Source organism: Providencia rettgeri, assembly GCF_023205015.1.
Lineage (GTDB): Bacteria > Pseudomonadota > Gammaproteobacteria > Enterobacterales > Enterobacteriaceae > Providencia > Providencia rettgeri_E.
Map to the genome: position 1 here is coordinate 2,571,342 of NZ_CP096258.1, position 24,984 is coordinate 2,596,325.

Below are 24,984 nucleotides of genomic sequence, written 5' to 3' on the forward strand. Positions count from 1 at the left end.
TTTAATCCTTTTCAACTATCGGCTACATTTTGAAACGATAAGTCGTTGTCATTGAACCAGATAACGAGTGTGCGCGACGTGATTGACCATCATATAATTTTGGGGTCGTGTAGTCGTTTTCCTGACGATGGTGCCAGCCCAGACCACCACTTAACGAAACAGAAAGATTTTCAGTTGGTTTCCAATAACTAAACAGACCAAACTGACCTTGTTTTAATCTTTCACCTTCATATTTAAATTCTGAATAGTTAGTACGTGCGCCAACAGAAAGCTCTTTACTAATACGATACTCTGCGGCCATAGCGACCATGGTTTCACCATCACGTACGTAGTCGATATCTGCATAAGCTGGGGAGTTAAAACGGCCACGCGTGTTACCAATTGGGTTACGTGCAAATTGTCCGACGCCGTTCGCTTTTTTCGCTTGGGTGTAAGTTAAGCCTGTGCTTAGCGTCCAAGGCGATTCAGGGATACGCCATTCTGCCGTCCCTGCGTAGTGCCACGCACGTTTGTCAAAATTACGCTTCCCTTTTTGTTTATCGGTTTCAGTACGTTTACCGTCACTACCGTATTCATGGTTATAGATTTGTGTACCTAAAGTTACATCTGAAGTCAGTTTATATTTTGCTTCTAAACCTTGTTGACGGAATAAATCATCGGCTTGACCATAGAAATAATAAACTTTCAATGGCTTAGTATTGTAGTTAATCCCTCCCGTGATGACATGATTAACATTGTGTCGAACGCCGTTAGCATCAGTAAAATACATGGCATCAATATTTGGGCTATCACGACGCATAACTTTTTTATCGAGATATAATAAGTCCAAACTCCAATCACTGATCGCCGTATTCGTGTAGTAACCGCTATAGCTGTTCAATGATAAGCGCTGTGAATTCGTGAAAATACCCGTATTTTTCAGTGTAAACCAACCAGCCTTGGCATTAAATTTTACAGGTTCAAGGTCAAGTTTTATTTTTGCATAACGTTGACCAATTTTGTTATACCCTTTCGCATGGCCATCATCGTTATATAAAATTGCACGGGAGGCGAAGTCTTTACTTGCACCCAACTTGATACCACCGTAATAAGATGCATCAAAACCAATGACATCTGCGAAATAACCTGATTTGAAATCTGCTTGGAAGTTTTGCCCCCAAGCATTTGCGACTTGTTTTCTATACCGGTTTTCGTTTTTATCAAAACGGTTTTCTGTTTTTAAGTATTTCCACATGTTGCGGGTTGACAGCTCGAGTTCCGAATCCGCAATGAATGAGTTTTCCTTGATAGAATTTTCCCAGTTGCTGGCATTTGCCATTGCTACCGCTAAATAGCAAGGAGAAAGCATTAATAACGCAATATTTTTAACTTTCATTGGAATAAACCTAGTTAATGATTATTTGAATTAATTTTATGCTGTGCCATGTTTCCATGAACAACAAAACACCATTTTTTATTTTTAGCTTAATAAAACAATTTCACTTAAAGACAAACAGACACATCCATTTCAAACACATAAGTCATTTTAAATATAAAATTCAATACAGTATTTCCCTGTATTTGTGTTTACTTATTACTATGAATAGAAATATTCCTTATAGGAATTCCAAAGTACATTATTGAATCAATAGTGATAAATACTCATATTTGGTGTTTGTTTGGCTTAAGCCTCACATTACGGTACTGTATTTACCGACACCGCATTAATTCATTAAGAAAAAATTTTCACTCTATTTTTTATGACAAAGTATTCCCCTGAGAAATAATCATCTCAAATAAATTTGAATATTTAACTTAAAGTGCAACCATTAAATTGCTGTTTTTTTTAAACTGATTACTTATCGCTCTAAATTGTCATAAATCTTTCATAATATGAATGCTATCGTAATTTTATGTCAATTAAAACGATCGCTGTCACAACACGTTACATCAGTTGCATTAAACTACCCACCAACAGTGATCACAATCACACTTCATTTTAGGGGAATTTAAGGTATAAACCTTTATTTTGGATAGTGTTTCAGAATCAATTCATTTATAACCAGTTAAAACATAAATTTAAATGGATATCTGTAAACTGCTTTCTTTATAAATATAAAGAGTAATGAATAAAATATAACCTAATAAAAATTTTCACATGAATACATACTGTTTGTAGATATATATTCAATCCACAATTATTCTATATAGCACATCACAAGAGAAAGTACATTTCCCTACAGGCCAATTGCAATCAAGTAAATTTCGGATAAATGATAAGTATTATTTAGCTATCAAACGTTGTTTTACTTATCTTGCTTTTCATTTATTTAAATTTTCTTTAACTTTTGAAAGTAACCTATTTCATTATTAAATGGCTCAAAGTCATATTGAACGCTTTTAATCGCATGAAAAGCAAGTTGCAATGCAAATTATTAGTTAATTATTTCATATAAACTAATAATACAAATACCAATAAGTCAAACTATCAACAATTTCACTTTTTTATTTCAAACAATGAACCTTAAAATGATTAAATCAATAAAATACTCTCTAATTATTTTAGAGAGCAAAATAAATATTGATTGATTTTTATCTAATACGATTAGATATATTATTGTGATTAACTGTGCAATTATTGATAACGTTACGGGTAACTTTTAATATGAGCAATGATATCACCATCTTCTTTATGCAAAATAGTACCCCTTTGTTATGCGTATTTATGCAAAAAAAGCCAGTAAATAAAATACTGGCTTTTAGATATACTAAATGTAATCAAAATTATTAGCGGTGTTCTTGCCAACGCTCATGCAAATCAACCAGTTGCCGATGACTTTCTTTCCAACGCTCAACGGCTTGTAATTCTGTCAAACTGTATTGTCGGCCACTATGATATAGCTTAGAAGCTTGGCTATCATATTGCTTCGGTAAGTTATCTAAAACACTGACGGCACCTTCACGATTATTACAGACTAAAATCATGTCGCATCCTGCATTCAACGATGCCTGTGCTCTCTCAGGGTAACTCCCCATCACTGCCGCGCCTTCCATAGATAAATCATCAGAAAAGATGACTCCTTGGAAACCAAGTTGTTCACGCAATACCGATTTTAACCAAAATGGTGAGCCGCTCGCAGGGCGGTCATCAGCTTGGGTATAGATAACATGGGCTGGCATAACTGCATCGAGTAGCTCTCGTTGAATAAAGTCTTTAAAAATCAGCATATCTTTACCGCGGATCTTCTCCAAAGCGCGATCATCCCGAGGTGTTTCTTTATGCGAATCGGCTTTCACTGCACCATGGCCAGGGAAGTGTTTACCTGTCGTTTTCATCCCTGCACTGCGCATACCTCTAATAAAACGCTCCGCCATAACCATCGCAATCTCTGGGTCTTCGTGGAATGAACGTTCACCTATCGCAATGCTTTGATGGCCAAGATCCAAAACAGGTGCAAAGCTAATATCAATATCCATGGCTATCATCTCTGATGCCATTAACCAGCCAGCTTCTTCAGCAAGCTTAGCGCCATCCATCTCACTATTGAGTGCAGCAAATGCCTGAGCTGAAGGCAATGCGGTGAAACCATCACGGAAACGTTGTACTCGACCGCCTTCTTGGTCAACGGCTATCAGCAACCGGTGTCTTGATGCATCACGAATTTGGCGAACAAGCTCTCGTAATTGTGCTGCGTCATGAAAGTTACGGGTAAACAGTATTAAGCCCCCCACGGATGGGTGAGCCAATATTTCGCGCTCTTCGTTGTCCAATTCATAACCCTGAACATCTAGCATTATAGGACCCATAACATGCCTCACTTATTAAACTAATTAACTTAATCCGATACTGTTTTCTGATAGCCTTCGGCCATCAACCTAATAAACCAAAATATTGTCGTAATGGTTGAGAGTGTAACAAAAAGTCCGATGACTGGCTTTCATGCCACTGCACTTCATACCACATTAATGTCATATATTTTACCCAAGGTGCCCATAATTGACAGCTTTCGGCCAATTGCTGTTTGTCACGATAAGCACCGTGAATGTCACAATATTGCGTCAAGAAAAAATCTCGCTGAATACCACTCAGACCATTAAATTGAAAATAGGTTTCTAAAGAGAATGCGATATCTGTATTGGCCGCATATTCCCAATCCAATAGCATTAAACGCCCTGCTGATGTGTAAACAATATTTTTAGCATGGATATCCATATGGGCAGGGGCAAGTTTTAGCGTCTTAGGGAAGTCTGCAGAGGTAAAATGACGATGTAATTTTTTCCAACGAGGTGACAACCGTTTTTTATCGATTAAATAGCCATAATGCGATATTTCATCGCAAAGTTGTAAGCGATACCCCAACAGTGGCGCCCGATGTAATTGTGCGACTATATTCGCAAGCTCACACTGAAAACCAGGCAGAAAAAAAGTATTATTATCAGGATGTTGCCCTTCACACCATCCGAGTAATAACCATTGTGAATTTCGGCCAATCACTTTCGGCGTAAAGGAAAAAGCGCGTAATTGCTGTAATATTCGCGCTTCTTTCTTTCGATTAACATACAACGCGGTTTGTGCAGTTCCATCCGCACGCGCGATAAGCTTGACTTCGCTGCCAGGCAAAAAACATTGCAGCAAATAACTTCCACCTGACAGCCCTGTGAGTGAGGATATTTTCCAATCTCGCACAGAGATTGTAGGAAAGCACGTCACTAACAGTCGATAAAGTGACTGCGAGTTACTCAATATTGTGTTTTCCAGTCCAAATAATTTCGCCTGTTTGCACTTCCATTAATTGCATTTCAAGGCTTCGTTCTTTGTTTGAACCTGACATCACACTGTAAATGACATAATCCGCTTGGACATAGCGGCCTAACCCAATGGCTTTGCTACGGGTTACCAAGCTGTCTTCTTGAGATAAACCGAGCGTCTTACGCGCAGACCCCACCACACTGGCAGGAACAACTTTAAAGCGATTTGTATTCTCAACCGCAGTTGTCATGGCTGATGTCACCGCTTGCACAGGTAGTGAACCGTTCGTATTATTTTTCACTGAATCAACTAACAGGACTTTGCCATTTTCAACACCATCCGCACTCACCATTTGATTAACTAAAGGCGTAATAGATGCAGACCAATCTATTGTTTGCTGTTTTGGTGGAGTTGGAACAACATCAATGGGTGGTGGCGTTACTTCAGGTTGTTTTTCCGGCTCTATTGGTACAATCGGTGGCTGAGTACCAGGTTGTTGAGGTCGATATGAAGGGCACCCAGCCAAAATTAATGTAGCGGCAGCAACCATTAAGATGCGTTTCATTATTACTCTCCGGCCTTTGGCGATAAAAATACATGAACACGTACATTTGTTGCACGTGGAGAGGAAGTCGCAGCATGAACTTTCGCAACGGAATTCGCTGCAATCTGCTGATACAAGGTATTTGAAGTCTCCACTTTTAACCCTTGCTTATCATACCAATATAAACGATAAGCAATATTCACCACTTCAGATTGAGTATTACTCATATTAATCGTGGCAATGGTTTGATGGTTTTCACTACCTATCACTGGGTTTTCGACAATGATACCTTGCGCGAGTACTGCTGGCTCCATAATGATGCGTTGTTGCTCATTAAAAACCAGCCCTTGTGTCTTTTTAAAGATGCAACCACTTAGCAACATTGTTACCAAAGCAAGTAATGCAATACGGTTCATTGTCGATCCCTTATCCCTTATTACTCATTACTTAGCCAATAATGGCCCTAATGGACGACCACCCACTAGATGCATGTGGATATGAAAGACTTCTTGCCCCGAATGTTCATTACAGTTCATGATTAAACGGTAACCATTCTCTGCAATACCTTCTTCTTTAGCAATTTTAGCTGCAACAGTAAACAAACGACCTAACGCAAGTTCGTCATCCGCAGTGACATCATTGACAGTTGGAATTAATTTATTAGGAATGATAAGAATGTGTGATGGTGCTTGTGGTGAAATGTCACGAAATGCGGTGACAAGCTCATCTTGGTAAACCACGTCTGCTGGGATCTCGCGACGGATAATTTTACTGAAAATCGTTTCTTCTGCCATTTCAATTTCCTTAGTCATTTAATCGTTCTTGTGAACTCATTTATACGTTACCTGTACCGACATTTAAATGAAACAAACGATTGAAGTTTTGCGTCGTAATTTCAGCGAGCTGTTCAACACTCACTCCCTTCAATACTGCCATATATTCAATGACATCCCGAACATACGCAGGTTGGTTTTCCCTACCACGATGAGGAACAGGAGCTAAATAAGGTGAGTCGGTTTCAACTAAAATGCGGTCTAAAGGAACAACTCGAGCGGCTTCTCTAATTTGTTCTGCGTTACGAAATGTGACGATCCCTGAAAATGAGATATACATGCCTAAATCGAGTAACTCCACCGCAGTATCTCTATCTTCGGTAAAGCAGTGCAATACTCCGCCACAATCCATCACCTTCTCTTCACGTAGAATGGATAAAGTATCTTCTCGTGCTGCACGAGTATGCACAATCACCGGTTTATTAACTTCGCGACCAATGCGAATGTGCTGGCGAAAAGATTCTTGCTGCAGCAGCGCATTTTCTTGCTGGTAATAGTAATCCAGCCCGGTTTCCCCTAACGCAACAACCTCATTTCCTGCCGCTAATTGTGCTAATCGCGCGAAATCATATCCTTCGTCTAAATTAAGAGGATGGATACCACATGAAAAAGCGATATTGTCTCGCATACCAATCATTTTCTTCATGCTTTCAAAACCATGCAACGTCGTTGCAACGGCTAACATAAAGTGAACATCACGAGCCGAGGCCTTTGCGATAACATCGTCGACATTTGTGTGCAATTTTTCATAATCTAAACAGTCGAGATGACAGTGTGAATCAACAACAAACATATTTAACTCTTTTTAAAATGTAGGGACAGCCAGTGAAGCTTCCCATTGTAATAATTGATTTGTCAGGATCAGTTCCTGATTCAGTGCAGGAACTGTCATTAATTGATGACGGCAGTATAACCACTTATCATACATATTTATTAACTGGGTGCGATTCATAGCACCAGCTAATTGCATAACTTGAGCTTGCTGATCTTGGTTGATGCAAAAAGCCCCAGCGCCTTGTTGAATTTTAATTGCATCCGCAAATAGACTAAGTAGCCAATTTAAGGCATCTGTGACCTCGTCGATATTCAAACTAGGCAGCAAACTCAGCATATCACCCGTTTGCAATGCGCGACTTAAACTATGGCACAGTGCATTACGTTTTTGCCAACGCTGTTCGTCCAATAAGGCCAGTGCAGAAATTGGCGCACCTTGGCATATTTTTAATGCCGTTATCGCATTTTCAGTCGCAATACCCGGTTTTTGCTTTTGAAGCCAGTAAAGTGCTATTTGTAGATCGGGCACGGATAAGAAATGACTTAGGCAACGGCTGCGAATGGTCGCTAGCAAATTCTCTTGTTTATCACTTCCAAGTAAAAAGTAAGTGTCCTTTGCAGGCTCTTCCAATGTTTTCAATAAGGCATTCGCTGCTGCATCTGTCAATGCTTCAACCTGTGGGATATACACCACTTTATTGCCACCTTGCTGAGCATGGCGACTTAAGGTTTCAATTAACTTCCTAACCGCATCAACGCTAACAGTAGACTTTCCTTTTTCTACTTCAATAATGTGATAATCAGGATGGTTACCTGCAAGCATCAAATGGCAACTATGGCATTGCCCACAGCTTTTTAACCCGTCTCTTTCTTGGCAAATAAGCCAACGACTCAAACCATAGCACAGCGCTTGCGCCCCATTTCCCGGTACCGAATGAAGCAGTAACGCGTGGTGGCCTCGACCGCTTTGGTACGCAGTTATGATTTGTCGGTAAGGTTCATTTAACCAAGGATACCAATTCATGGGATTAATACCTTATTTGGTTTATCTGGCACGCGCGAGCCATTCTGTCAGTGTTTGCCGAATATCTTGCTGTACTTGCTCAATATTTTGGCTTGCATCAATCGTGAGTATGGTTTTGTCGCCAGCAGCAAGTTCAAGATAACGGCTGCGTGTTCTTTCAAAAAAAGCTAACGATTCTTTTTCAATTCTATCTAATTCACCTCGTGACCTTGCACGCTGCAAACCTAATTCTGGTGGTAAATCAAGGTATAAGGTTAATGAAGGTTTGAATTCACCTAGCACCAAATCACGTAATGATTTCATTAAATCGCGGTCAATCTCACGCCCGCCCCCCTGATACGCTTGGGAAGATAAATCATGACGATCGCCCACCACCCATTTGCCGGCCGCTAATGCAGGTTGGATCACTGTATCAACCAGTTGGACACGGGCAGCATATAGCATTAGCAACTCCGCCTTGTCAGTCACTTTATCACCGGCAATACCTTGCTTTATCAGCTCGCGTAATTTCTCGGCTAATGGCGTGCCTCCGGGTTCACGGGTGAAAACAATATCTGTGACCCCTGCTTGGTTTAACGTTTCTACAACCGTATTGATTGCAGTTGTTTTACCAGCGCCTTCAAGTCCTTCAATAACAATAAATTGGTTTTTCATTTTTATCAGTTTTGCTGTTCAAATTGGCGATAAACTTTAACGGCACGATTGTGGTCGTTTAAATTACGACTAAAAGTATGCCCGCCTTTACCATCTGCGACAAAGAATATGTAATCCGTTTTAGCCGGATGCGCTGCTGCCTTAAGTGATGCAAGGCTTGGCATTGCAATCGGTGTTGGTGGTAAGCCATCAATCTTATAGGTATTGTACGGTGTGTAAGTATCTAAATCACTACGATAAATTTTACCACGATACTTTTCACCTAAGCCATAGATGACTGTTGGGTCGGTTTGCAAACGCATATTTTTCTTTAGGCGATTAACAAACACGGAGGCAACTTGAGACCTTTCACTATCAATACCGGTTTCTTTTTCAATAATCGAAGCCATAATAAGCATTTCATAGGCATTCTTATAGGGTAAATCCCTATCACGCCCTTTCCACTCTTCATCAAGGCTGTTTTGCATACGTTTATAGGCACGTTTCAAAATTTCAGCGTCAGTTGTTCCTGCTGTGTATAAATAAGTGTCAGGGTATAGCCACCCTTCTAACGTGCCTTCCCCGTTAAAACCAATCAGGGCATGCAGTTCTGTTGGGGTTAAATTGGTGGTTTTATGCTCTAAGTACGGTGCGTCGCGTAAAATATTACCCCAATCGCTTAAACGATTACCTTCAATAAAACGGATCGAAAACTGGGCTTCTTTTCCACTCACAATTAATTGTAATAGCTGTTCAACATTCATCCCCGGCTGCAAGCGGTAAGTGCCCGCTTTTAGCTGAGCCAGTTCAGGCCGTAATTTGAGTAACCATTGAAATTCATTCCCTTTGTCAAGAATGTTATCTTCAATAAGTAACCCTTCAAATGCAACACGCCCAGTCCCCGCAGGTACCGTAAAAATTTTTTCTTGTGTGATGTTGATTGGCGTTTTGGCATAGTCCAATACTTGACGATATTGCCAATAGACAGCGACTGCAACAATAGCAGCCAAGGTAACGGCGATTAGAATGATTTTTTTGGCTAATTTCATTTATTGACCATTTCAATGCGTGTGTTGGTAATAATTAATTCATTTATAAAAACTAAATTTTGCAACGCAAAAATAGATACTCAAACAGCTCACGAGACGCAAATTGTAATGGTGGAAGTTGTTTATCCATTTGAATACTTTGTACAGGTAAAACCGGCATCAGCGCATTACAAATAACCACTTCATCACAATGATTTAAAACGTTAGCAAAGCGTTCGACCTGTTGAAGATGGTACTGGCTATCCTCTAGCAGTGATATGATCTTTTGTCTCATTAATCCATTGACACCACTATGAGATAAAATTGGGGTATACACTGTTTGCCCAATTCGCCAGAAAACATTCGCGCTACAGCATTCAACAATAATACCGTCGGTATCTAGCACAATCGCTTCATCTACACCTAGTTCATCAACCTCTTGCCTAATAAGAACTTGTTCTAGGCGGTTGAGATGCTTCATGCCAGCTAACAATGGGTTACGAGCTAATGGAATTTGGCTAAGAACTAAGCGCGCCCCTTTGCACTGCAGTTGAACATAGTTATTTGTAAAGGGAGAAACGCTCACTATTACCGTCGGTGTGGTAAAACCTTTAGTACTATATCCTCGGCCTCCAACACCACGGCTCAGGATCACTTTAATCACAAACTCGTCTTGAGTTTGTTCTGCACAAATCTGCTTTAAGTGCACTGCCAAGCTTTCCCAATCTGGCTGTGCAATTTTCAACCTTTGGCTATCATGTTTTAACCGAGCAATATGCGCATCTAACATTTTAGCTTGCTGATTAACGCCGTATATGGTCGTAAAGCAGCCGTCTCCAAAAGAGACCGCACGATCGGTAACACTTATTTGTTGGCAAAGCTGCCCATTAACCCAATATGACATTGATATTACTTATAATAAAAGCTGATAAATCAGACAGTAATCAAGTGAGATTATCATAAACTAAAGCGAGGAGCTGTGCAAAGTACTGCAAAAAATAAAGCCCCAGCCACAATTAAGCGACTAGGGCCAATTAATCACGGTAATTGATTAATTACTCGCCGTTATAACGACGGAAAATTAATGAACCGTTGGTGCCACCAAAACCAAATGAATTACACAGAGCAAACTCCATGTTGTCCACTTTACGAGCCTCACCTGGAACAAAATCCAGTTTGCACGCTTCATCTGGGTTATCCAAATTAATGGTTGGTGGAACAATTTGGTCGCACAATGACAAAATGGTGAAAATTGATTCAATAGCGCCCGCTGCACCAAGGAGGTGCCCAGTCATTGATTTGGTTGAACTGACTAATACGTCAGTACCTTCACCAAATACATTAACGACCGCTTGCGCTTCAGCCAAATCACCTGCAGGGGTTGAAGTACCGTGAGCATTGATATACCCCACGTCACTCGCTTTAATGCCTGCGTCATTCAGTGCGTTTTCCATTGCAAGTGCGGCACCCGCACCATTTTCAGGCGGTGATGTCATATGATAAGCATCACTGCTCATCCCAAAACCTGCAATTTCGGCATAAATTTTTGCACCACGCGCTTTCGCATGTTCATATTCTTCGAGAATGATGATACCTGCTCCGTCCCCCAGAACAAAACCATCACGGTCTTTATCCCATGGACGACTTGCCGCTTGTGGGTCATCGTTGCGAGTCGACAATGCACGTGCTGCACCGAAACCAGCTACACCAAGAGGTGTTGTCGCTTTTTCAGCACCGCCTGCAACCATCACATCCGCGTCACCATAAGCAATCATACGTGCAGCATGACCAATATTATGCACACCAGATGTACAGGCGGTTGCAATTGAAATACTTGGACCACGGAAACCGTACATAATGCTTAAATGACCAGCCACCATATTAATGATGGTTGATGGTACGAAGAACGGGCTTACCTTACGAGGCCCACCGTGAAGTAATGACTCACAGTTGTCCTGAATTAAGCCTAACCCACCAATACCAGAACCAATCGCTGCACCAATTCGGGTAGCATTGGCTTCTGTTACTTCCAATCCAGCATCTTTGAAGGCTTGAAAGCCAGCCGCGATACCATATTGGATAAATGGATCCATTTTCTTTGCATCTTTACGGGAGATGCCAAATTCTTCGTAATTGAAATCTTTTACTAAGCCAGCAAATTTAGTTGCGTGGTTAGTAGTATCAAAATGATCGATTAGGCTGATACCACTCTGTCCGTCACAAACAGCTTTCCATGATGACTCAACTGTGTTGCCGACAGGAGATAACATGCCCAGTCCGGTTACGACTACACGACGCTTAGACACGTATTTCCTCCAAGGAGGGAAAAGTTACAAAAGAAACATAGGCGATCGAGTGATCGCCTAGATAAGTTTTTCGTACAATTATTTAGATGCGTTCTCGACGTAGTCAATCGCAGCCTGTACTGTTGTGATCTTTTCAGCTTCTTCGTCAGGGATTTCGCAATCGAACTCTTCTTCCAGAGCCATAACCAGCTCAACTGTGTCAAGAGAATCAGCGCCCAAGTCATCAACAAATGAAGCTGTATTTACAACTTCTTCCTCTTTAACACCCAGTTGTTCAACGATGATTTTCTTAACGCGTTCTTCGATAGTGCTCATACTATTAAAATTCCTATCAAAACTCGCTTTCGCGATGGTTTTCGTAGTTTATGAAATACAGGAAAAGATACAACCCAATCCCGGCTGTTGGAACTATTATTTTGCATTATTTAGCGTTGGATAACATTAAAAATGCAAATAGTTCCATCATTTCTTTAGATCATGTACATGCCACCATTGACATGCAATGTTTCACCTGTGATGTAAGCAGCCTCATCAGAAGCTAAAAACGCTACAGCACTGGCAATTTCTTGTGCATCACCCAGTCTATCCGCAGGAACCTGAGATAAAATGCCTGCACGCTGTTCATCTGTCAATGCTTTAGTCATATCTGTTTCGATAAAACCAGGTGCAACGACGTTGACAGTAATACCACGAGAAGCGACTTCACGAGCTAATGATTTGCTAAAACCAATTAACCCTGCTTTCGCTGCTGCATAGTTAGTTTGCCCCGCATTTCCCATTACACCAACAACGGATGCAATTGAAATAATACGTCCACAACGTTTTTTCATCATGGCACGCAAAACGGATTTAGACAAACGGTAAACGGATGAAAGATTGGTGTCAATAATATCTTGCCATTCATCTTCTTTCATACGCATCAATAGGTTATCACGAGTGATACCTGCATTATTAATCAAAATATCAATTTCACCAAATTCTTCGCGGATTTTGGTCAAAGTTTCTTCGATTGATGCTGTATCAGTCACGTTTAAGGCTAAACCTTTACCTTTACCATCAAGATAAGCGGTAATGGCTTCTGCGCCTTTTTCGCTGGTTGCTGTTCCGATAACGGTAGCGCCACGAGCAATTAGTGTTAAAGCAATCGCTTTACCAATTCCACGACTCGCCCCTGTTACCAGTGCAATTTTTCCTTCAAAGCTCATGTCGTCCTCAGCTATTTTCTAAAGCAGTGCTTAATGATACAGGATCATTGACTGCAACGGCAGTTAATTTAGAGACAATTCGCTTGGTAAGACCAGTCAATACTTTTCCTGGGCCTACTTCAATTAGGTGTTCAACGCCTTGATCTGCCATCAATTCTACAGTTTCTGTCCAGCGTACTGGATTATACAGTTGACGGACTAAAGCATCACGAATATTTTGTGCCGATTTCTCAATTTTAACATCAACATTGTTAATAACTGGATAGACTGGCTCACAAAAATCGATTTTTGCTAACGCTTCGGCTAATTTATCAGCAGCTGGCTTCATTAATGCACAATGTGAAGGTACGCTAACAGATAAAGGCAATGCTCGTTTTGCCCCCGCTTCTTTACAGGCGATACCTGCGCGTTCAACGGCCGCTTTTTCACCCGCGATCACAACTTGGCCCGGTGAGTTGAAGTTAACTGGTGAAACCACTTGGCCTTGAGAGGCTTCTTGGCAAGCTTTTTCAATTGATTCATTATCTAAGCCAATAATGGCATACATTGCACCCGTGCCTTCAGGAACCGCTTCCTGCATGAGTTTCCCCCGCAATTCGACCAGTTTAATCGCTTGTTTAAAGTCGATAACACCGGCACAAACTAAAGCTGAATACTCCCCAAGGCTGTGGCCTGCCATGATTGTAGGCATTACGCCATTTTTTTCTTGCCAAACACGGAATATCGCCACAGACGCTGCTAATAAAGCAGGCTGTGTTTGCCATGTTTTATTTAATTCTTCTTCTGGCCCATTTTGTACTAACGCCCAGAGATCGTAACCCAATGCTTCCGATGCTTCAGCGAATGTTTGCTCAACAAGCTGATTTTCTTCAGCCAGTGCCGCTAACATACCTAAAGACTGAGAACCCTGTCCGGGAAATACCATAGCAAATTGTGTCATGTCTATTTTCTCAGTTAATTAAAAACGAACTAATGCAGAGCCCCAAGTGAAACCACCACCGAAAGCTTCTAAAAGCACAAGTTGACCACGCTGAATACGGCCATCGCGCACCGCTTCATCCAACGCTGTAGGAACTGATGCTGCAGACGTATTGCCGTGACGGTCTAATGTGACAACGACTTTATCCATTGTCATATCTAATTTTTTTGCCGTCGCAGAGATAATTCTTAAATTTGCTTGATGTGGGACGAGCCAATCAAGTTCTTCTTTCGCAATGCCGCTTTGTGCTAATGTCTCATCAACAATATGCGCTAATTCACGCACTGCAACTTTAAAGACCTCGTTACCTGTCATGGTTAGATATGCAGGGTCTTCAGAACAACGGCTACGGTTAGGTAATGTCAGTAAATCCCCATAACGACCATCAGCATGTAAATGAGTCGAAATAATACCCGGCTCTTCAGATTCACCAATAACAACAGCCCCTGCCGCATCACCAAATAAAATAATCGTGCCACGATCTGTTGGGTCTAATGTTTTAGATAATGCATCTGCGCCAATCACTAACGCTTTTTTGGTCATACCCGTTTTGACGAATTGATCAGCGATACTAATTGCATAGGTAAAGCCTGCACATGCGGCTGCAACATCAAATGCGGCGCAATCATGAATACCTAGCATCTGTTGAATTTGACAGGCTGCGCTAGGAAATGCGTGAGTTGCGGATGTGGTCGCGACGATAATTAAACCAATGTCTGTTGCATCGACTTGTGCCATGTCCAACGCATTTTTGGCTGCATGAAACCCCATCACTGACACACTTTCTTCTTCGTTAGCAATTCTTCTTTCATGTATGCCAGTGCGTGTCACAATCCATTCATCAGAAGTATCAACCATTTTTTCCAGATCAGCATTGGTACGTACTTGTGCTGGTAAGTAGCTGCCTGTTCCTAAGATTTTACTGTACATAGCCATAGGTTATTGATCACTCCTGGGTAAAACAATATTTAGTCGCGCTGTTATTCTTTCTGGGACTTGTTTTTCAACAGCTTGTACTGCGCGGTCAATAGCCGCTTTGAAAGCGCCTTCATTCGCTGCACCATGACTCTTGATGACAATACCTTTTAATCCTAACAGAGTCGCACCGTTATACTGGTCGGGGTTCATGTCCCCAAAACGTTTCATTAAACGTTTTTTTAACCATTTTTTCGCCAGTTGCATAAACCAACCGCTTTTTTTGTGTTGATCACCGGACGATTTTATCAATGAAAGGATGACACGTATTACGCCTTCCATCGTCTTCAACGAGACATTACCTGCGAAGCCGTCACACACTAACACATCGGTTTTACCTGTCAGTAACTCGTTACCTTCTACATAACCAATGTAGTTAATTGATGTCGTTTCTTTTAATACTGAGGCGGCTTCGCGGATATTATCCAACCCTTTACTCTCTTCTTCGCCAATATTCAGTAACGCAACTCTCGGTTTAGAAATGTTAACCACTTCTTCCGCCATCACGGAACCCATTACGGCAAATTGGACTAGCATATCACTACTGCAGTTAACATTAGCGCCTAAATCTAGCACTACTGTTTGACTTTTTTGCTGATTAGGTAAGATTGTCATTAGCGCTGGGCGCTCAATCCCCTCTATAGACTTTAGCATTAATTTGGCTAAGCCCATCAGCGCACCCGTATTTCCGGCACTCACGCACGCTTGTGCCTGCCCTGTCTTCACTAACTCCAAGGCCACTCGCATCGATGTTCCTTTGCTTTGCCTTATCGCGTTTGATGGTTTTGCATCGTTTGCGATAATGCCATCTGCAGGAATAATTTCGACGCGCGAAATTTGCTCAGCACTTTGATGTGCAAGCAAAGGTTGAATGGCTTCGGGTTGACCGACAAGCAGTAATTTGAGTGCTGGATTAGATGCCAGTGCCTGCAATGCAGCAGGCACCGTGACGCGGGGACCAACATCCCCGCCCATAGCATCTAACGCGATGGTTAGATTAGCCAAGGTAACAACAAATTACTTGTTGATAACCTTACGGCCACGGTAGTAACCATCTGCAGTCACATGGTGACGCAGGTGAGTTTCACCGGAAGTTTTATCTACAGAAACTAGGGTAGCAGTCAGTGCATCATGTGAACGACGCATACCGCGTTTTGAACGAGTTGGTTTATTCTGTTGTACGGCCATTGACCTTACTCCTTAAGTACTTTTCTTTAAACTGGCTAATACGGCAAATGGGTTTGGTTTTTCTGCCTCGGGAGGCAGTTCACCATACACCATGTCCGCTTCGGACACTTCACAGTGTTCAGAATCATGAACCGGAACCACTGGTAAGGATAGAATTATTTCATCTTCTATCATTCCCAGCAAATTTATTTCACCAAATTCATCTACATAAACTGGTTCATACTGTTCCGGTAATGCTTCGGCCTTTTCGTCATTGACGACAGGACTAAAACAATACGATACGTAGACATGATGCTTGAAATCATTTCTGCAACGTTGGCATTGTAGGGTGACATCAACTTCAGAATGTCCCTCTATGACCGTCAAACGCTGATTATCAATTTTAAATGATAATTCGTTTTCTACATCACTATCTACACTGACTACTGATTCGGCAATTCGTGTAACTTGCTCAGATGTATAACTCCCAACATAGTCGAGGTTTTTCTGAGCTGCACGCTGCGCATCGATAGTCAGGGGTAATTTTACCTTTTGCATAAGGCGCGCATATTAACTTTGTAATGAGCTATAGTCAAAGAAAAAGGCGGGGTAAACTCGCCTTTTCACCAAAAAACCGTCGGTTTTACGTTTTATAGTTTAAAATGAGTTAACCCTTTTGGCTACGAGTTTCGAGAAAAATCATGAAATCGATTATTTTGGCGTCAACTTCAACATATCGACAAGCCCTACTAAAAAAACTGGGTTTGCCTTTTTTAGCCGTGGCTCCCAATATTGATGAATCGCCCATATTGAATGAGTCCGCTCAGGCTTTGGTCATGCGTTTGTCTCATGAAAAGGCCAACGCACTCTCTGTTCAATACCCTCAGCATCTGGTTATTGGTTCTGACCAAGTCTGTGTAATTGGAAATAAAATTATGGGCAAACCGCATAATTTTGATAATGCCTTTCAACAGCTTAAATCCGCTTCCGGCAATAAGGTCACTTTTTATACTGGCTTATGTTTGCTAGATAGTGAAACAGGTAAGTTTAATGTCGAGTGCGAACTGTTTCATGTACATTTCAGGCAATTATCTGATGAGGAAATCACTAATTATTTACTTAAAGATGAACCTTATCAGTGTGCTGGGAGTTTTAAATCGGAGGGATTAGGGATCAGTTTATTTGAACGTTTAGAGGGGCGAGACCCTAATACATTAATAGGGCTTCCACTTATTTTATTACTCGAGATGTTACGTCAACACCAAGTCAACCCATTACTTAGCCGATAATTTAGTCGCTAAATATTTATACTGGCAGGAAAAACCTGCCAGTTAATTAAATGACTTACTTTTCTGCTTTACGGCTACGCAGTATTTTTAGGCAGTGGTTCAACTGGTTATCTAATGGCGCGTTCAATCGCATCTCTTCACCCGTTTTAGGGTGCGTAAATTTCAGTGCGCTCGCATGCAAAAATAAACGATTTAAACCAGTGCCTTTTAGCTGGCTATCAAATTGCTTGTCACCGTAACGGTCATCGAACGCAATTGGATGCCCTACATAGAGGGTATGTACGCGAATTTGATGGGTACGTCCTGTGACGGGGCTCGCTTTTACTAAAGTTGCATTGTCAAAACGTTCTTCCACTTTAAAACGCGTCTCTGATGGTTTCCCTTCACTACTCACTTTAACGACACGTTCACCACTTTGTAGAATATTTTTGAGTAGAGGCGCTTGAACAACTTTCATGTGTGACTGCCAGTTGCCTCTTACTAATGCTAAATAATCTTTTTGCATTTGTTTCAAACGCAATTGTTCATGTAGCGCTCGAAGTGCTGATCGTTTTTTAGCCACCAATAAAATGCCAGAGGTGTCTCTATCAAGACGATGAACTAATTCGAGGAAACGTGCTTCTGGACGCAATGCTCTCAAGCCTTCAATCACACCAAAACTTAAACCACTTCCGCCATGAACGGCTGTACCAGAAGGTTTATTCAACACTAAGAGAACGTCATCTTCAAATAAGATGCAATTCGCTAACGCTGCGACCTTATCCAGTTTGGCTGAAACTGGGGCTGCTTCACGTTCAGCAACCCGAACAGGTGGAACGCGGACTTGGTCCCCTTCTGCCAATTTATATTCAGGCTTTGTCCGCCCTTTGTTAACACGCACTTCCCCTTTGCGGATAATGCGATAAATCATACTTTTTGGGACACCTTTAAGTTTAGCGAGCAAAAAGTTATCGATACGTTGCCCAGCTTCGTCATCACTGATGTCTATAAATTGAACTTGATTTTGTGTATTCATTCGGGAATGCGTTAACTCTAATTGATTAAAATATGCTCTTATTCGCTTTCTCTATCATACCGACTCCACAAAATTTTTTATCTTTTTTTTTAATTTGGTTATTTTCTGCATGATTAATCCTATTTCTAAATAAAATTTCCATATAACTTCCTTATCAACTTGCTATAATGCTTATGGCAATGGAATAATATGAAGTTGCTGAGATGTTTAAAAACGAAAGTTTACGTTTTATAGGATTTCTTATTTGATGGCGTAACAATGCAGCAATGGCGTAAGACATTTAGCAACATCAAATAAATTAGCGAGCAACGAATTTTGGCTTATTGGGTTAGGAACTTCCGTTTTCTTTAATAACTTACGGCATCCTGATTAAGAACGCTGAATTTTTAATCTAAAAATCAGGTTCACCGAATACTGCGCGTCTCTATACGAACGACTGCCGCGAGGCAGACGGTTTTGTAAAAATCACGAGGCCATCGGTTTACAGTAGCTCTTTCTTTCGCTGCTCTTTATTTAAAAGAAAATAATGAGTAAGTAATAACATGAAAAGAATGCTAATAAACGCAACTCAACAGGAAGAGTTGCGTGTTGCCCTTGTTGACGGGCAACGCCTCTATGATTTGGATATTGAAAGTCCCGGTCATGAGCAAAAAAAGGCCAATATTTACAAAGGTAAAATCACCCGTATTGAACCTAGTCTTGAAGCCGCTTTTGTTGATTATGGCGCTGAAAGACACGGTTTCCTTCCTATCAAAGAAATCGCTCGTGAATACTTTCCAAGCAACTATCACTCCCAAGGCCGTCCTAACATTAAAGATGTGTTAAAAGAAGGCCAAGAAGTTATCGTTCAAGTGGATAAAGAAGAGCGTGGTAATAAAGGGGCGGCGCTAACAACCTTTATTAGCTTAGCCGGAAGTTACCTCGTTTTAATGCCAAATAACCCACGTGCGGGTGGTATTTCACGCCGTATCGAAGGTGAAGACCGAACGGAGTTAAAAGAAGCGCTGTCTTCTTTAGAGATCCCCGACGGGATGGGGTTAATCGTTCGTACCGCGGGTGTGGGCAAATCTGCAGAATCTCTGCAACAAGATTTGCTCTACCGTTTACGTCACTGGGAAGCAATTCAAAAAGCCGCTGAAAACCGCCCTGCACCTTTCTTGATCCACCAAGAAAGTAACGTTATCGTTCGTGCATTCCGCGATTATCTACGCCCAGATATCGGCGAGATCCTAATCGATAACCCGAAAGTTGTTGAAATGGCACGTAACCATATCGAAGCTATCGGCCGTGGTGATTTTGCCAGTAAAATTAAGCATTACAGTGGCGATGTTCCACTCTTTAGCCATTACCAAATCGAGTCACAAATCGAATCTGCGTTCCAACGCGAAGTCCGTTTGCCATCAGGTGGTGCATTAGTTATTGATACCACTGAAGCGTTGACCGCTATCGATATCAACTCCTCACGTTCAACACGTGGTGGCGATATCGAAGAAACTGCGTTCAATACTAACTTAGAAGCGGCTGATGAAATTGCACGCCAATTACGTCTACGTGACCTAGGTGGTTTGATTGTTATCGATTTTATCGATATGACGCCAGTTAGGCATCAACGTGAAGTGGAAAACCGCTTACGTGAAGCTGTGCGCCAAGACCGTGCTCGCATTCAAATTGCACGTATCTCTCGTTTTGGTTTATTGGAAATGTCACGCCAGCGCTTGAGCCCTTCTCTGGGTGAATCCAGCCATCACGTATGCCCTCGCTGTTCAGGAACAGGAACCATTCGTGATAACGAATCACTTTCTCTGTCTGTTCTTCGCCTTATTGAAGAAGAAGCGCTGAAAGAAAATACCCATGAGGTACATGCGATTGTCCCCGTACAGATCGCCTCCTATCTACTTAACGAAAAACGCAAAGCAGTCAGTGATATTGAACAACGTCAAAGCCATGTTCGCGTTGTTATTGTCCCGAATGACCAAATGCAAACCCCTCACTTTCACGTGATCCGTATCCGTAAAGGTGAAGAGGTCAATACTTTAAGCTATAACTTAGCCCAATATCACGAAACAGAAACTTTAACGCAAAGTGATGAAACTGCTGCTGAGCGTAAAGTCCCTGAGCAACCTGCAATTTCTGCTTTTGCACTGCAAGAACCTGTTGAAGCCTCTACAACCGTTAAATCAAAAGAAGCCTCCACAAAAACACCTGTTAAACCAGCAACAGCACAACCTGCACAACCGGGTTTATTTAGCAAAATTGCTGCTTTCTTCAAGAAACTATTCGGTGAAGAAGAAAAAGTGGTGGAGAAACCTGCACCAAAAAATCGCCAGAATAATGATCGTCGTCGGAATAATGAACGTCGCAATAATAATCGCCGCAATAATAATCGTCGTGACCGCGATGATAATGAAACTCGCGATAATCGTGACAATCGTGATAACCGCGACAATCGCAATAACCGCAATACGTCATCGGATGATGCGAATAATCGTAACAAAGGCCGTAATAATAAAAATACGAGCCAACACGATGAACAAACAACTGAGACTAGCAATCGTGACAACCAGCAGCAACGTCGCGAACAACGTGCCGAGCGCCGCCGTCGCCAAGATGAAAAACGTCAACAGCAAGCGGCTAAAGCGCAGCAAGATTCTCAACAAAATAATGTCGAAGATGCGGTGGAAAAGGAAGAGGAACAGCGCCCTGTCACTCCTCGTCGTCAACGTCGTCAATTGACACAAAAAATCCGTGTTACTGATAGCGAGCAAGTTGTTGCTCCTGTTGAAACGGCACCTGAAGTAACCACTGAGCCAGTTGCAGCATTACCTGCACCAACGGTATCTGTGAACCAAACTGAAGGTGAAGTACAAACTGAAGAGCGTCAAGAATCCGTGGCTCAAGTTGATGGTGAAGAAAAACAAGATACCATCATTCCACGTCGTTCTCGTCGTTCACCTCGTCACTTGCGTGTCAGTGGTCAACGTCGTCGTCGCTACCGTGATGAGCGTCATTTAACTAAATCACCAATGCCATTAATCGCTGCCGTTGCCTCACCAGAGCTTGCGTCTGGCAAAGTATTTATTCATTACCCTATTGCTCAGCCTCAACAAGAAAGCATGGCAATCATCACCAATGAAGAAATGCTTGAACAACAAAGTGTTAATGACGCTTCTGTAGCTGAAACCTCAAATGTTACCGCGTCACAAAGTAGTCTTCTGCCTATCGTTACAGCGGCAGCGGTTGAAGTTGCTCAGCCAGAACCAGTTGTAGCACAAGCTGTGGAGCCTGAAGTCAAAGCTACTGTCATTGAGCAACCTGTCGAGGTAGCTCCTGTTGAAGTTGATGCTGTTGAAGCAACTCAACCTGAACCCCTGACTGAAGAAACGGTTGAAGAAGTCACTGCAGATGTCGTTGCTCCAGCTGAAACCGTTAAATTAGATACAGCAGAGCCTGTCGTAATTGAAGAAGCACCTGTTCATACTGAAATCGTCGAAGAAGCATCCGCTCCTGAGGTTATCGTTGAAACAGTAACAGAAGCTCCTGAAGTTAAAGCGATTGAACCTGTTAAAGTGAGCGAGCCAGCAGCAGTAACCAGCTTACATAAACGTCATGCTTATTCTCCAATGACAAAAGCGCCCGCACCTGCAAGTGCTGCTGCGCCATTTGAGATAACAGAGTATCAGCGTGAAGCCTCAACCTTTGAAGGTAAAGGCGGCGCAGGTGGTCATGTTGCTTCAACCGTCGCAACTTCTGAAATGGCGAAACCAGCCAACTTCTAATACGCGACAACGTTAAATATTTAAGCCTTGCTGGGAAACTAGCAAGGCTTTTTTATTACAATATAATTTAAAAATTTCATCACCTCGTCGTTTTTTTACATTGTATTCTCACCCAATTCATGTATATATTACTGTGTTTTTGTACAGTTTGTTTATAAAGAAAAGGGAAATCCATGTTAAAAGTCATTGCGGAAGATTTTATTAAAACTGAGGCGATTGAAATAGTTATGCCTCTATATCGTGAATTAGTCGCAGCAACCAAGCAAGAACCTTTATGCATCAGCTACGACCTTTACGTTGACCAAAAAGACCCGGGGCACTTTATTTTTATCGAGGAGTGGCCGAATCAAGAAGCATTAGATATCCACTGTGCTAGTGAACATTTCCAGCGCCTAGTTCCGCTCATAAATAGCTATAAGCGGTCGGAGCCTATTATCAAACTGATGAATGGTGCGTTTGAATAAGCATTCCGCTAAATGAGGCCCTAGGAGCATACATAAGTATATGACTAGGGCGGGTGTGCGACGCCAACAACGCTATAGTTCTAAATAAATACAATCATATCAATCCTCTAAATAGTTCGGTCTGTCGCTAGGCGGCAAGCTAAACGAGGCCCTAGGAGCATACGTAAGTATGTGACTAGGGCGAGTGTGTGAAGCCAACAACGCGACAGGCAAAAATAGGATGAGGACGTTTGTGCGATGCCGACAACACTTATAACCCTAAATAAATACAATAATATTAATCCCCTAATAATTCTAAATAAAATACAATTATATCAATCCTCTAAATAGTTCGGTCTGTCGCTAGGCGGCAAGCTAAACGAGGCCCTAGGAGCATACATAAGTATGTGAATAGGGCGAGTGTGTGAAGCCAACAACGCGACAGGCAAAAATAGGATGAGGACGTTTGTGCGATGCCGACAACACTTATAACCCTAAATAAATACAATAATATTAATCCCCTAATAATTCTAAATAAAATACAATTATATCAATCCTCTAAATAGTTCGGTCTGTCGCTAGGCGGCAAGCTAAACGAGGCCCTAGGAGCATACATAAGTATGTGAATAGGGCGAGTGTGTGAAGCCAACAACGCGACAGGCAAAAATAGGATGAGGACGTTTGTGCGATGCCGACAACACTTATAACCCTAAATAAATACAATAATATTAATCCCCTAATAATTCTAAATAAAATACAATTATATCAATCCTCTAAATAGTTCGGTCTGTCGCTAGGCGGCAAGCTAAACGAGGCCCTAGGAGCATACATAAGTATGTGACTAGGGCGAGTGTGTGAAGCCAACAACGCGACAGGCCGAAATATGACGAGGATTTTTAGAACCAAGGAGCTTGGATCATCACCGAGCCATAAAACAATGCTCGGCCGGCTAACTCTCCGCTAAACATCGCCAACATTATCAATACAAGTAAGAGTGCGGACGGTCGCTCCTTATATGCTTTCATCACCACAATGCATGGCAATAGCATACTCATCACTACCTGCCACCACAGCAAGTAGCTCCCGCCTTGGCTTGCAGGTAATTGTAAACGAATAATCTGTGCAATTAATACCAATGCAACGCCTATCAGCACGCCAACTTTAATAGTCGAGGGTAATGATTTGCCTTGCCCAATAACAAATAAGGCTACTAGACTAAAACCAAGGACAATTGCACTGCCTATAAACGCGATTTGGGTTGCAGGTGTATGCCATAATGGGTGAGCGACCATTTGATAATAGACCTGTGCCGTGACCAATATAGCGGATAATCCACCAATTCCACTTACCCAGCCTAATATCGTGTTGCGCATGTTTACTGTGGGTTGCAACCAGCAAGATAGCGCCCATAACGTAACAACGCCGTTTAATAATACAAATGTCACGGCCTCACGGCTTAACCATGAATGGCTTAACCCCAGAACGGAACGATAAGCTTCGAGAGGCACGCCTAAATGGCCCATTGACATCGTTGACCCGACAACTTCAATCAGCCATATCAATAACACTGCGCGACGTAATGCAGAACCTGATAATAGGCGCTCCTGACTGGCCTTCATTTGGTAAATGGTTAATGCGAGAACAGCGCCGACTCCCCATTGGCTCATCACCGTGAAAAATACCAGAGGGAGTTCCATATGTTTAATATCCATGATCAGTCCTCCATCCCAATAATCACAATATTTGGATGACTAATTGTGTGATCGGGCATGTTATAACGTTGCTCCAGTACCGCCCAGTTTGTCGTGTGCTTTTTACGTAGCTCGGTAATATCACCAAACTCAATAGCGCCCGTCGGGCAAGACTCCACACATCGTGGCAATAAGCCTTCATCTAACCGTTCTGCGCACATATTACACTTACTGGTTTTTCCTTCTGCTGGGTCAAAGACAGGGGCATGATATGGGCAAGCCATGATGCACATCTGGCAGCCGATACATTTTTCATGATCTTGAACGACAATACCGTCCGCCCGTTTGGTATAAGTATCTGCTGGGCAAACTTTTAAACATTGTGGGTCATCACAATGATTACAAGACATCGTAATAAATGCTTGGGTATTCGGTGAATCATCATTAAATTCACGAACTCGGCGCCACAACACACCCGGTGGCGTGACATTTTCAGATTTACAGGCCATTGAACAAGTGCGGCAACCATAACAATCTTTTGTGTTGATCAAAAAACCATATTGCTTGACCATG

At 41.9% G+C, this 24,984-nt stretch carries 25 protein-coding genes; 3 read left to right on the forward strand and 22 right to left on the reverse strand.

What is annotated here, in order from left to right; genetic code table 11:
• Window positions 1-22 precede the first annotated feature (22 nt).
• The 19 genes from M0M83_RS11780 to yceD all read right to left on the reverse strand — a co-directional run bounded on the left by M0M83_RS11780 (window position 23) and on the right by yceD (window position 16,755).
• Window positions 23-1,375 (reverse strand): OprD family outer membrane porin, encoded by a 1,353-nt coding sequence (locus M0M83_RS11780; RefSeq protein WP_125891194.1) that lies wholly within the window; start codon window positions 1,373-1,375, stop codon window positions 23-25.
• Between the two features lie 1,391 nt (window positions 1,376-2,766).
• The gene (gene nagZ / locus M0M83_RS11785; RefSeq protein ID WP_213912589.1) at window positions 2,767-3,786 is read right to left on the reverse strand and encodes a beta-N-acetylhexosaminidase; all 1,020 of its coding nucleotides are present in this window, start codon (window positions 3,784-3,786) and stop codon (window positions 2,767-2,769) included.
• A 64-nt stretch (window positions 3,787-3,850) separates the two neighbouring features.
• Complete coding sequence (locus M0M83_RS11790) at window positions 3,851-4,723, reverse strand: phosphotransferase (RefSeq protein WP_248466630.1); 873 nt, start codon at window positions 4,721-4,723, stop codon at window positions 3,851-3,853.
• Window positions 4,716-5,294 (reverse strand): penicillin-binding protein activator LpoB, encoded by a 579-nt coding sequence (gene lpoB / locus M0M83_RS11795; RefSeq protein WP_248466631.1) that lies wholly within the window; start codon window positions 5,292-5,294, stop codon window positions 4,716-4,718. The genes M0M83_RS11790 and lpoB overlap by 8 nt, the downstream gene beginning before the upstream one ends.
• 2 nt (window positions 5,295-5,296) lie before the next feature.
• Window positions 5,297-5,689, reverse strand: a complete 393-nt coding sequence (locus tag M0M83_RS11800) for a YcfL family protein (protein WP_125891198.1) — start codon at window positions 5,687-5,689, stop codon at window positions 5,297-5,299.
• Window positions 5,690-5,716: 27 nt separating this feature from the next.
• Window positions 5,717-6,067 (reverse strand): purine nucleoside phosphoramidase, encoded by a 351-nt coding sequence (gene hinT / locus M0M83_RS11805; protein ID WP_004911802.1) that lies wholly within the window; start codon window positions 6,065-6,067, stop codon window positions 5,717-5,719.
• Between the two features lie 40 nt (window positions 6,068-6,107).
• Complete coding sequence (locus M0M83_RS11810) at window positions 6,108-6,899, reverse strand: metal-dependent hydrolase (RefSeq protein ID WP_125891199.1); 792 nt, start codon at window positions 6,897-6,899, stop codon at window positions 6,108-6,110.
• Window positions 6,900-6,911: 12 nt separating this feature from the next.
• The gene (gene holB, locus M0M83_RS11815) at window positions 6,912-7,904 is read right to left on the reverse strand and encodes a DNA polymerase III subunit delta' (RefSeq protein WP_248466632.1); all 993 of its coding nucleotides are present in this window, start codon (window positions 7,902-7,904) and stop codon (window positions 6,912-6,914) included.
• A gap of 21 nt (window positions 7,905-7,925) precedes the next feature.
• Complete coding sequence (tmk, locus tag M0M83_RS11820; protein ID WP_125891201.1) at window positions 7,926-8,558, reverse strand: dTMP kinase; 633 nt, start codon at window positions 8,556-8,558, stop codon at window positions 7,926-7,928.
• A 5-nt stretch (window positions 8,559-8,563) separates the two neighbouring features.
• Window positions 8,564-9,586, reverse strand: a complete 1,023-nt coding sequence (mltG, locus tag M0M83_RS11825) for an endolytic transglycosylase MltG (protein ID WP_213912585.1) — start codon at window positions 9,584-9,586, stop codon at window positions 8,564-8,566.
• A gap of 52 nt (window positions 9,587-9,638) precedes the next feature.
• Window positions 9,639-10,469, reverse strand: a complete 831-nt coding sequence (pabC, locus tag M0M83_RS11830; RefSeq protein ID WP_125891203.1) for an aminodeoxychorismate lyase — start codon at window positions 10,467-10,469, stop codon at window positions 9,639-9,641.
• Between the two features lie 151 nt (window positions 10,470-10,620).
• A complete protein-coding gene (gene fabF / locus M0M83_RS11835; protein WP_125891204.1) occupies window positions 10,621-11,871 on the reverse strand; it encodes a beta-ketoacyl-ACP synthase II in 1,251 nt (416 codons plus the stop codon).
• A gap of 78 nt (window positions 11,872-11,949) precedes the next feature.
• Complete coding sequence (acpP, locus tag M0M83_RS11840) at window positions 11,950-12,186, reverse strand: acyl carrier protein (RefSeq protein ID WP_004253236.1); 237 nt, start codon at window positions 12,184-12,186, stop codon at window positions 11,950-11,952.
• Window positions 12,187-12,341: 155 nt separating this feature from the next.
• On the reverse strand, window positions 12,342-13,076 hold the full coding sequence (gene fabG, locus M0M83_RS11845) for a 3-oxoacyl-ACP reductase FabG (RefSeq protein WP_102137722.1): 735 nt from the start codon (window positions 13,074-13,076) through the stop codon (window positions 12,342-12,344).
• Window positions 13,077-13,083: 7 nt separating this feature from the next.
• Entirely contained in the window at window positions 13,084-14,016 is a 933-nt protein-coding gene (gene fabD, locus M0M83_RS11850; protein ID WP_125891205.1) for an ACP S-malonyltransferase, read from the reverse strand.
• A gap of 18 nt (window positions 14,017-14,034) precedes the next feature.
• Window positions 14,035-14,985 (reverse strand): beta-ketoacyl-ACP synthase III, encoded by a 951-nt coding sequence (locus M0M83_RS11855; RefSeq protein WP_125891392.1) that lies wholly within the window; start codon window positions 14,983-14,985, stop codon window positions 14,035-14,037.
• Between the two features lie 9 nt (window positions 14,986-14,994).
• A complete protein-coding gene (gene plsX / locus M0M83_RS11860) occupies window positions 14,995-16,035 on the reverse strand; it encodes a phosphate acyltransferase PlsX (protein WP_125891206.1) in 1,041 nt (346 codons plus the stop codon).
• A 12-nt stretch (window positions 16,036-16,047) separates the two neighbouring features.
• Window positions 16,048-16,218, reverse strand: coding sequence for a 50S ribosomal protein L32 (gene rpmF / locus M0M83_RS11865; RefSeq protein WP_004253223.1), 171 nt, complete (start codon window positions 16,216-16,218; stop codon window positions 16,048-16,050).
• Window positions 16,219-16,230: 12 nt separating this feature from the next.
• Entirely contained in the window at window positions 16,231-16,755 is a 525-nt protein-coding gene (gene yceD / locus M0M83_RS11870) for a 23S rRNA accumulation protein YceD (RefSeq protein ID WP_125891207.1), read from the reverse strand.
• Between the two features lie 143 nt (window positions 16,756-16,898).
• On the opposite strand from yceD, the gene M0M83_RS11875 reads away from it, so the two are divergent.
• Window positions 16,899-17,486 (forward strand): Maf family protein, encoded by a 588-nt coding sequence (locus M0M83_RS11875; RefSeq protein WP_125891208.1) that lies wholly within the window; start codon window positions 16,899-16,901, stop codon window positions 17,484-17,486.
• A 55-nt stretch (window positions 17,487-17,541) separates the two neighbouring features.
• On the opposite strand, the gene rluC is transcribed toward M0M83_RS11875, so the two are convergent.
• Entirely contained in the window at window positions 17,542-18,501 is a 960-nt protein-coding gene (gene rluC, locus M0M83_RS11880) for a 23S rRNA pseudouridine(955/2504/2580) synthase RluC (RefSeq protein WP_248466633.1), read from the reverse strand.
• Between the two features lie 542 nt (window positions 18,502-19,043).
• On the opposite strand from rluC, the gene rne reads away from it, so the two are divergent.
• Both rne and M0M83_RS11890 read left to right on the forward strand, forming a co-directional pair.
• Entirely contained in the window at window positions 19,044-22,277 is a 3,234-nt protein-coding gene (rne, locus tag M0M83_RS11885) for a ribonuclease E (protein ID WP_248466634.1), read from the forward strand.
• A 173-nt stretch (window positions 22,278-22,450) separates the two neighbouring features.
• Window positions 22,451-22,741: a putative quinol monooxygenase gene (locus tag M0M83_RS11890; protein ID WP_125891211.1), complete on the forward strand. Its 291-nt coding sequence runs from the start codon at window positions 22,451-22,453 to the stop codon at window positions 22,739-22,741.
• An 875-nt stretch (window positions 22,742-23,616) separates the two neighbouring features.
• On the opposite strand, the gene M0M83_RS11895 is transcribed toward M0M83_RS11890, so the two are convergent.
• Both M0M83_RS11895 and M0M83_RS11900 read right to left on the reverse strand, forming a co-directional pair.
• Window positions 23,617-24,432 (reverse strand): dimethyl sulfoxide reductase anchor subunit family protein, encoded by an 816-nt coding sequence (locus tag M0M83_RS11895; RefSeq protein ID WP_248466635.1) that lies wholly within the window; start codon window positions 24,430-24,432, stop codon window positions 23,617-23,619.
• Between the two features lie 2 nt (window positions 24,433-24,434).
• On the reverse strand, window positions 24,435-24,983 hold the full coding sequence (locus tag M0M83_RS11900; RefSeq protein WP_004911860.1) for a 4Fe-4S dicluster domain-containing protein: 549 nt from the start codon (window positions 24,981-24,983) through the stop codon (window positions 24,435-24,437).
• Window position 24,984: the final 1 nt, after the last annotated feature.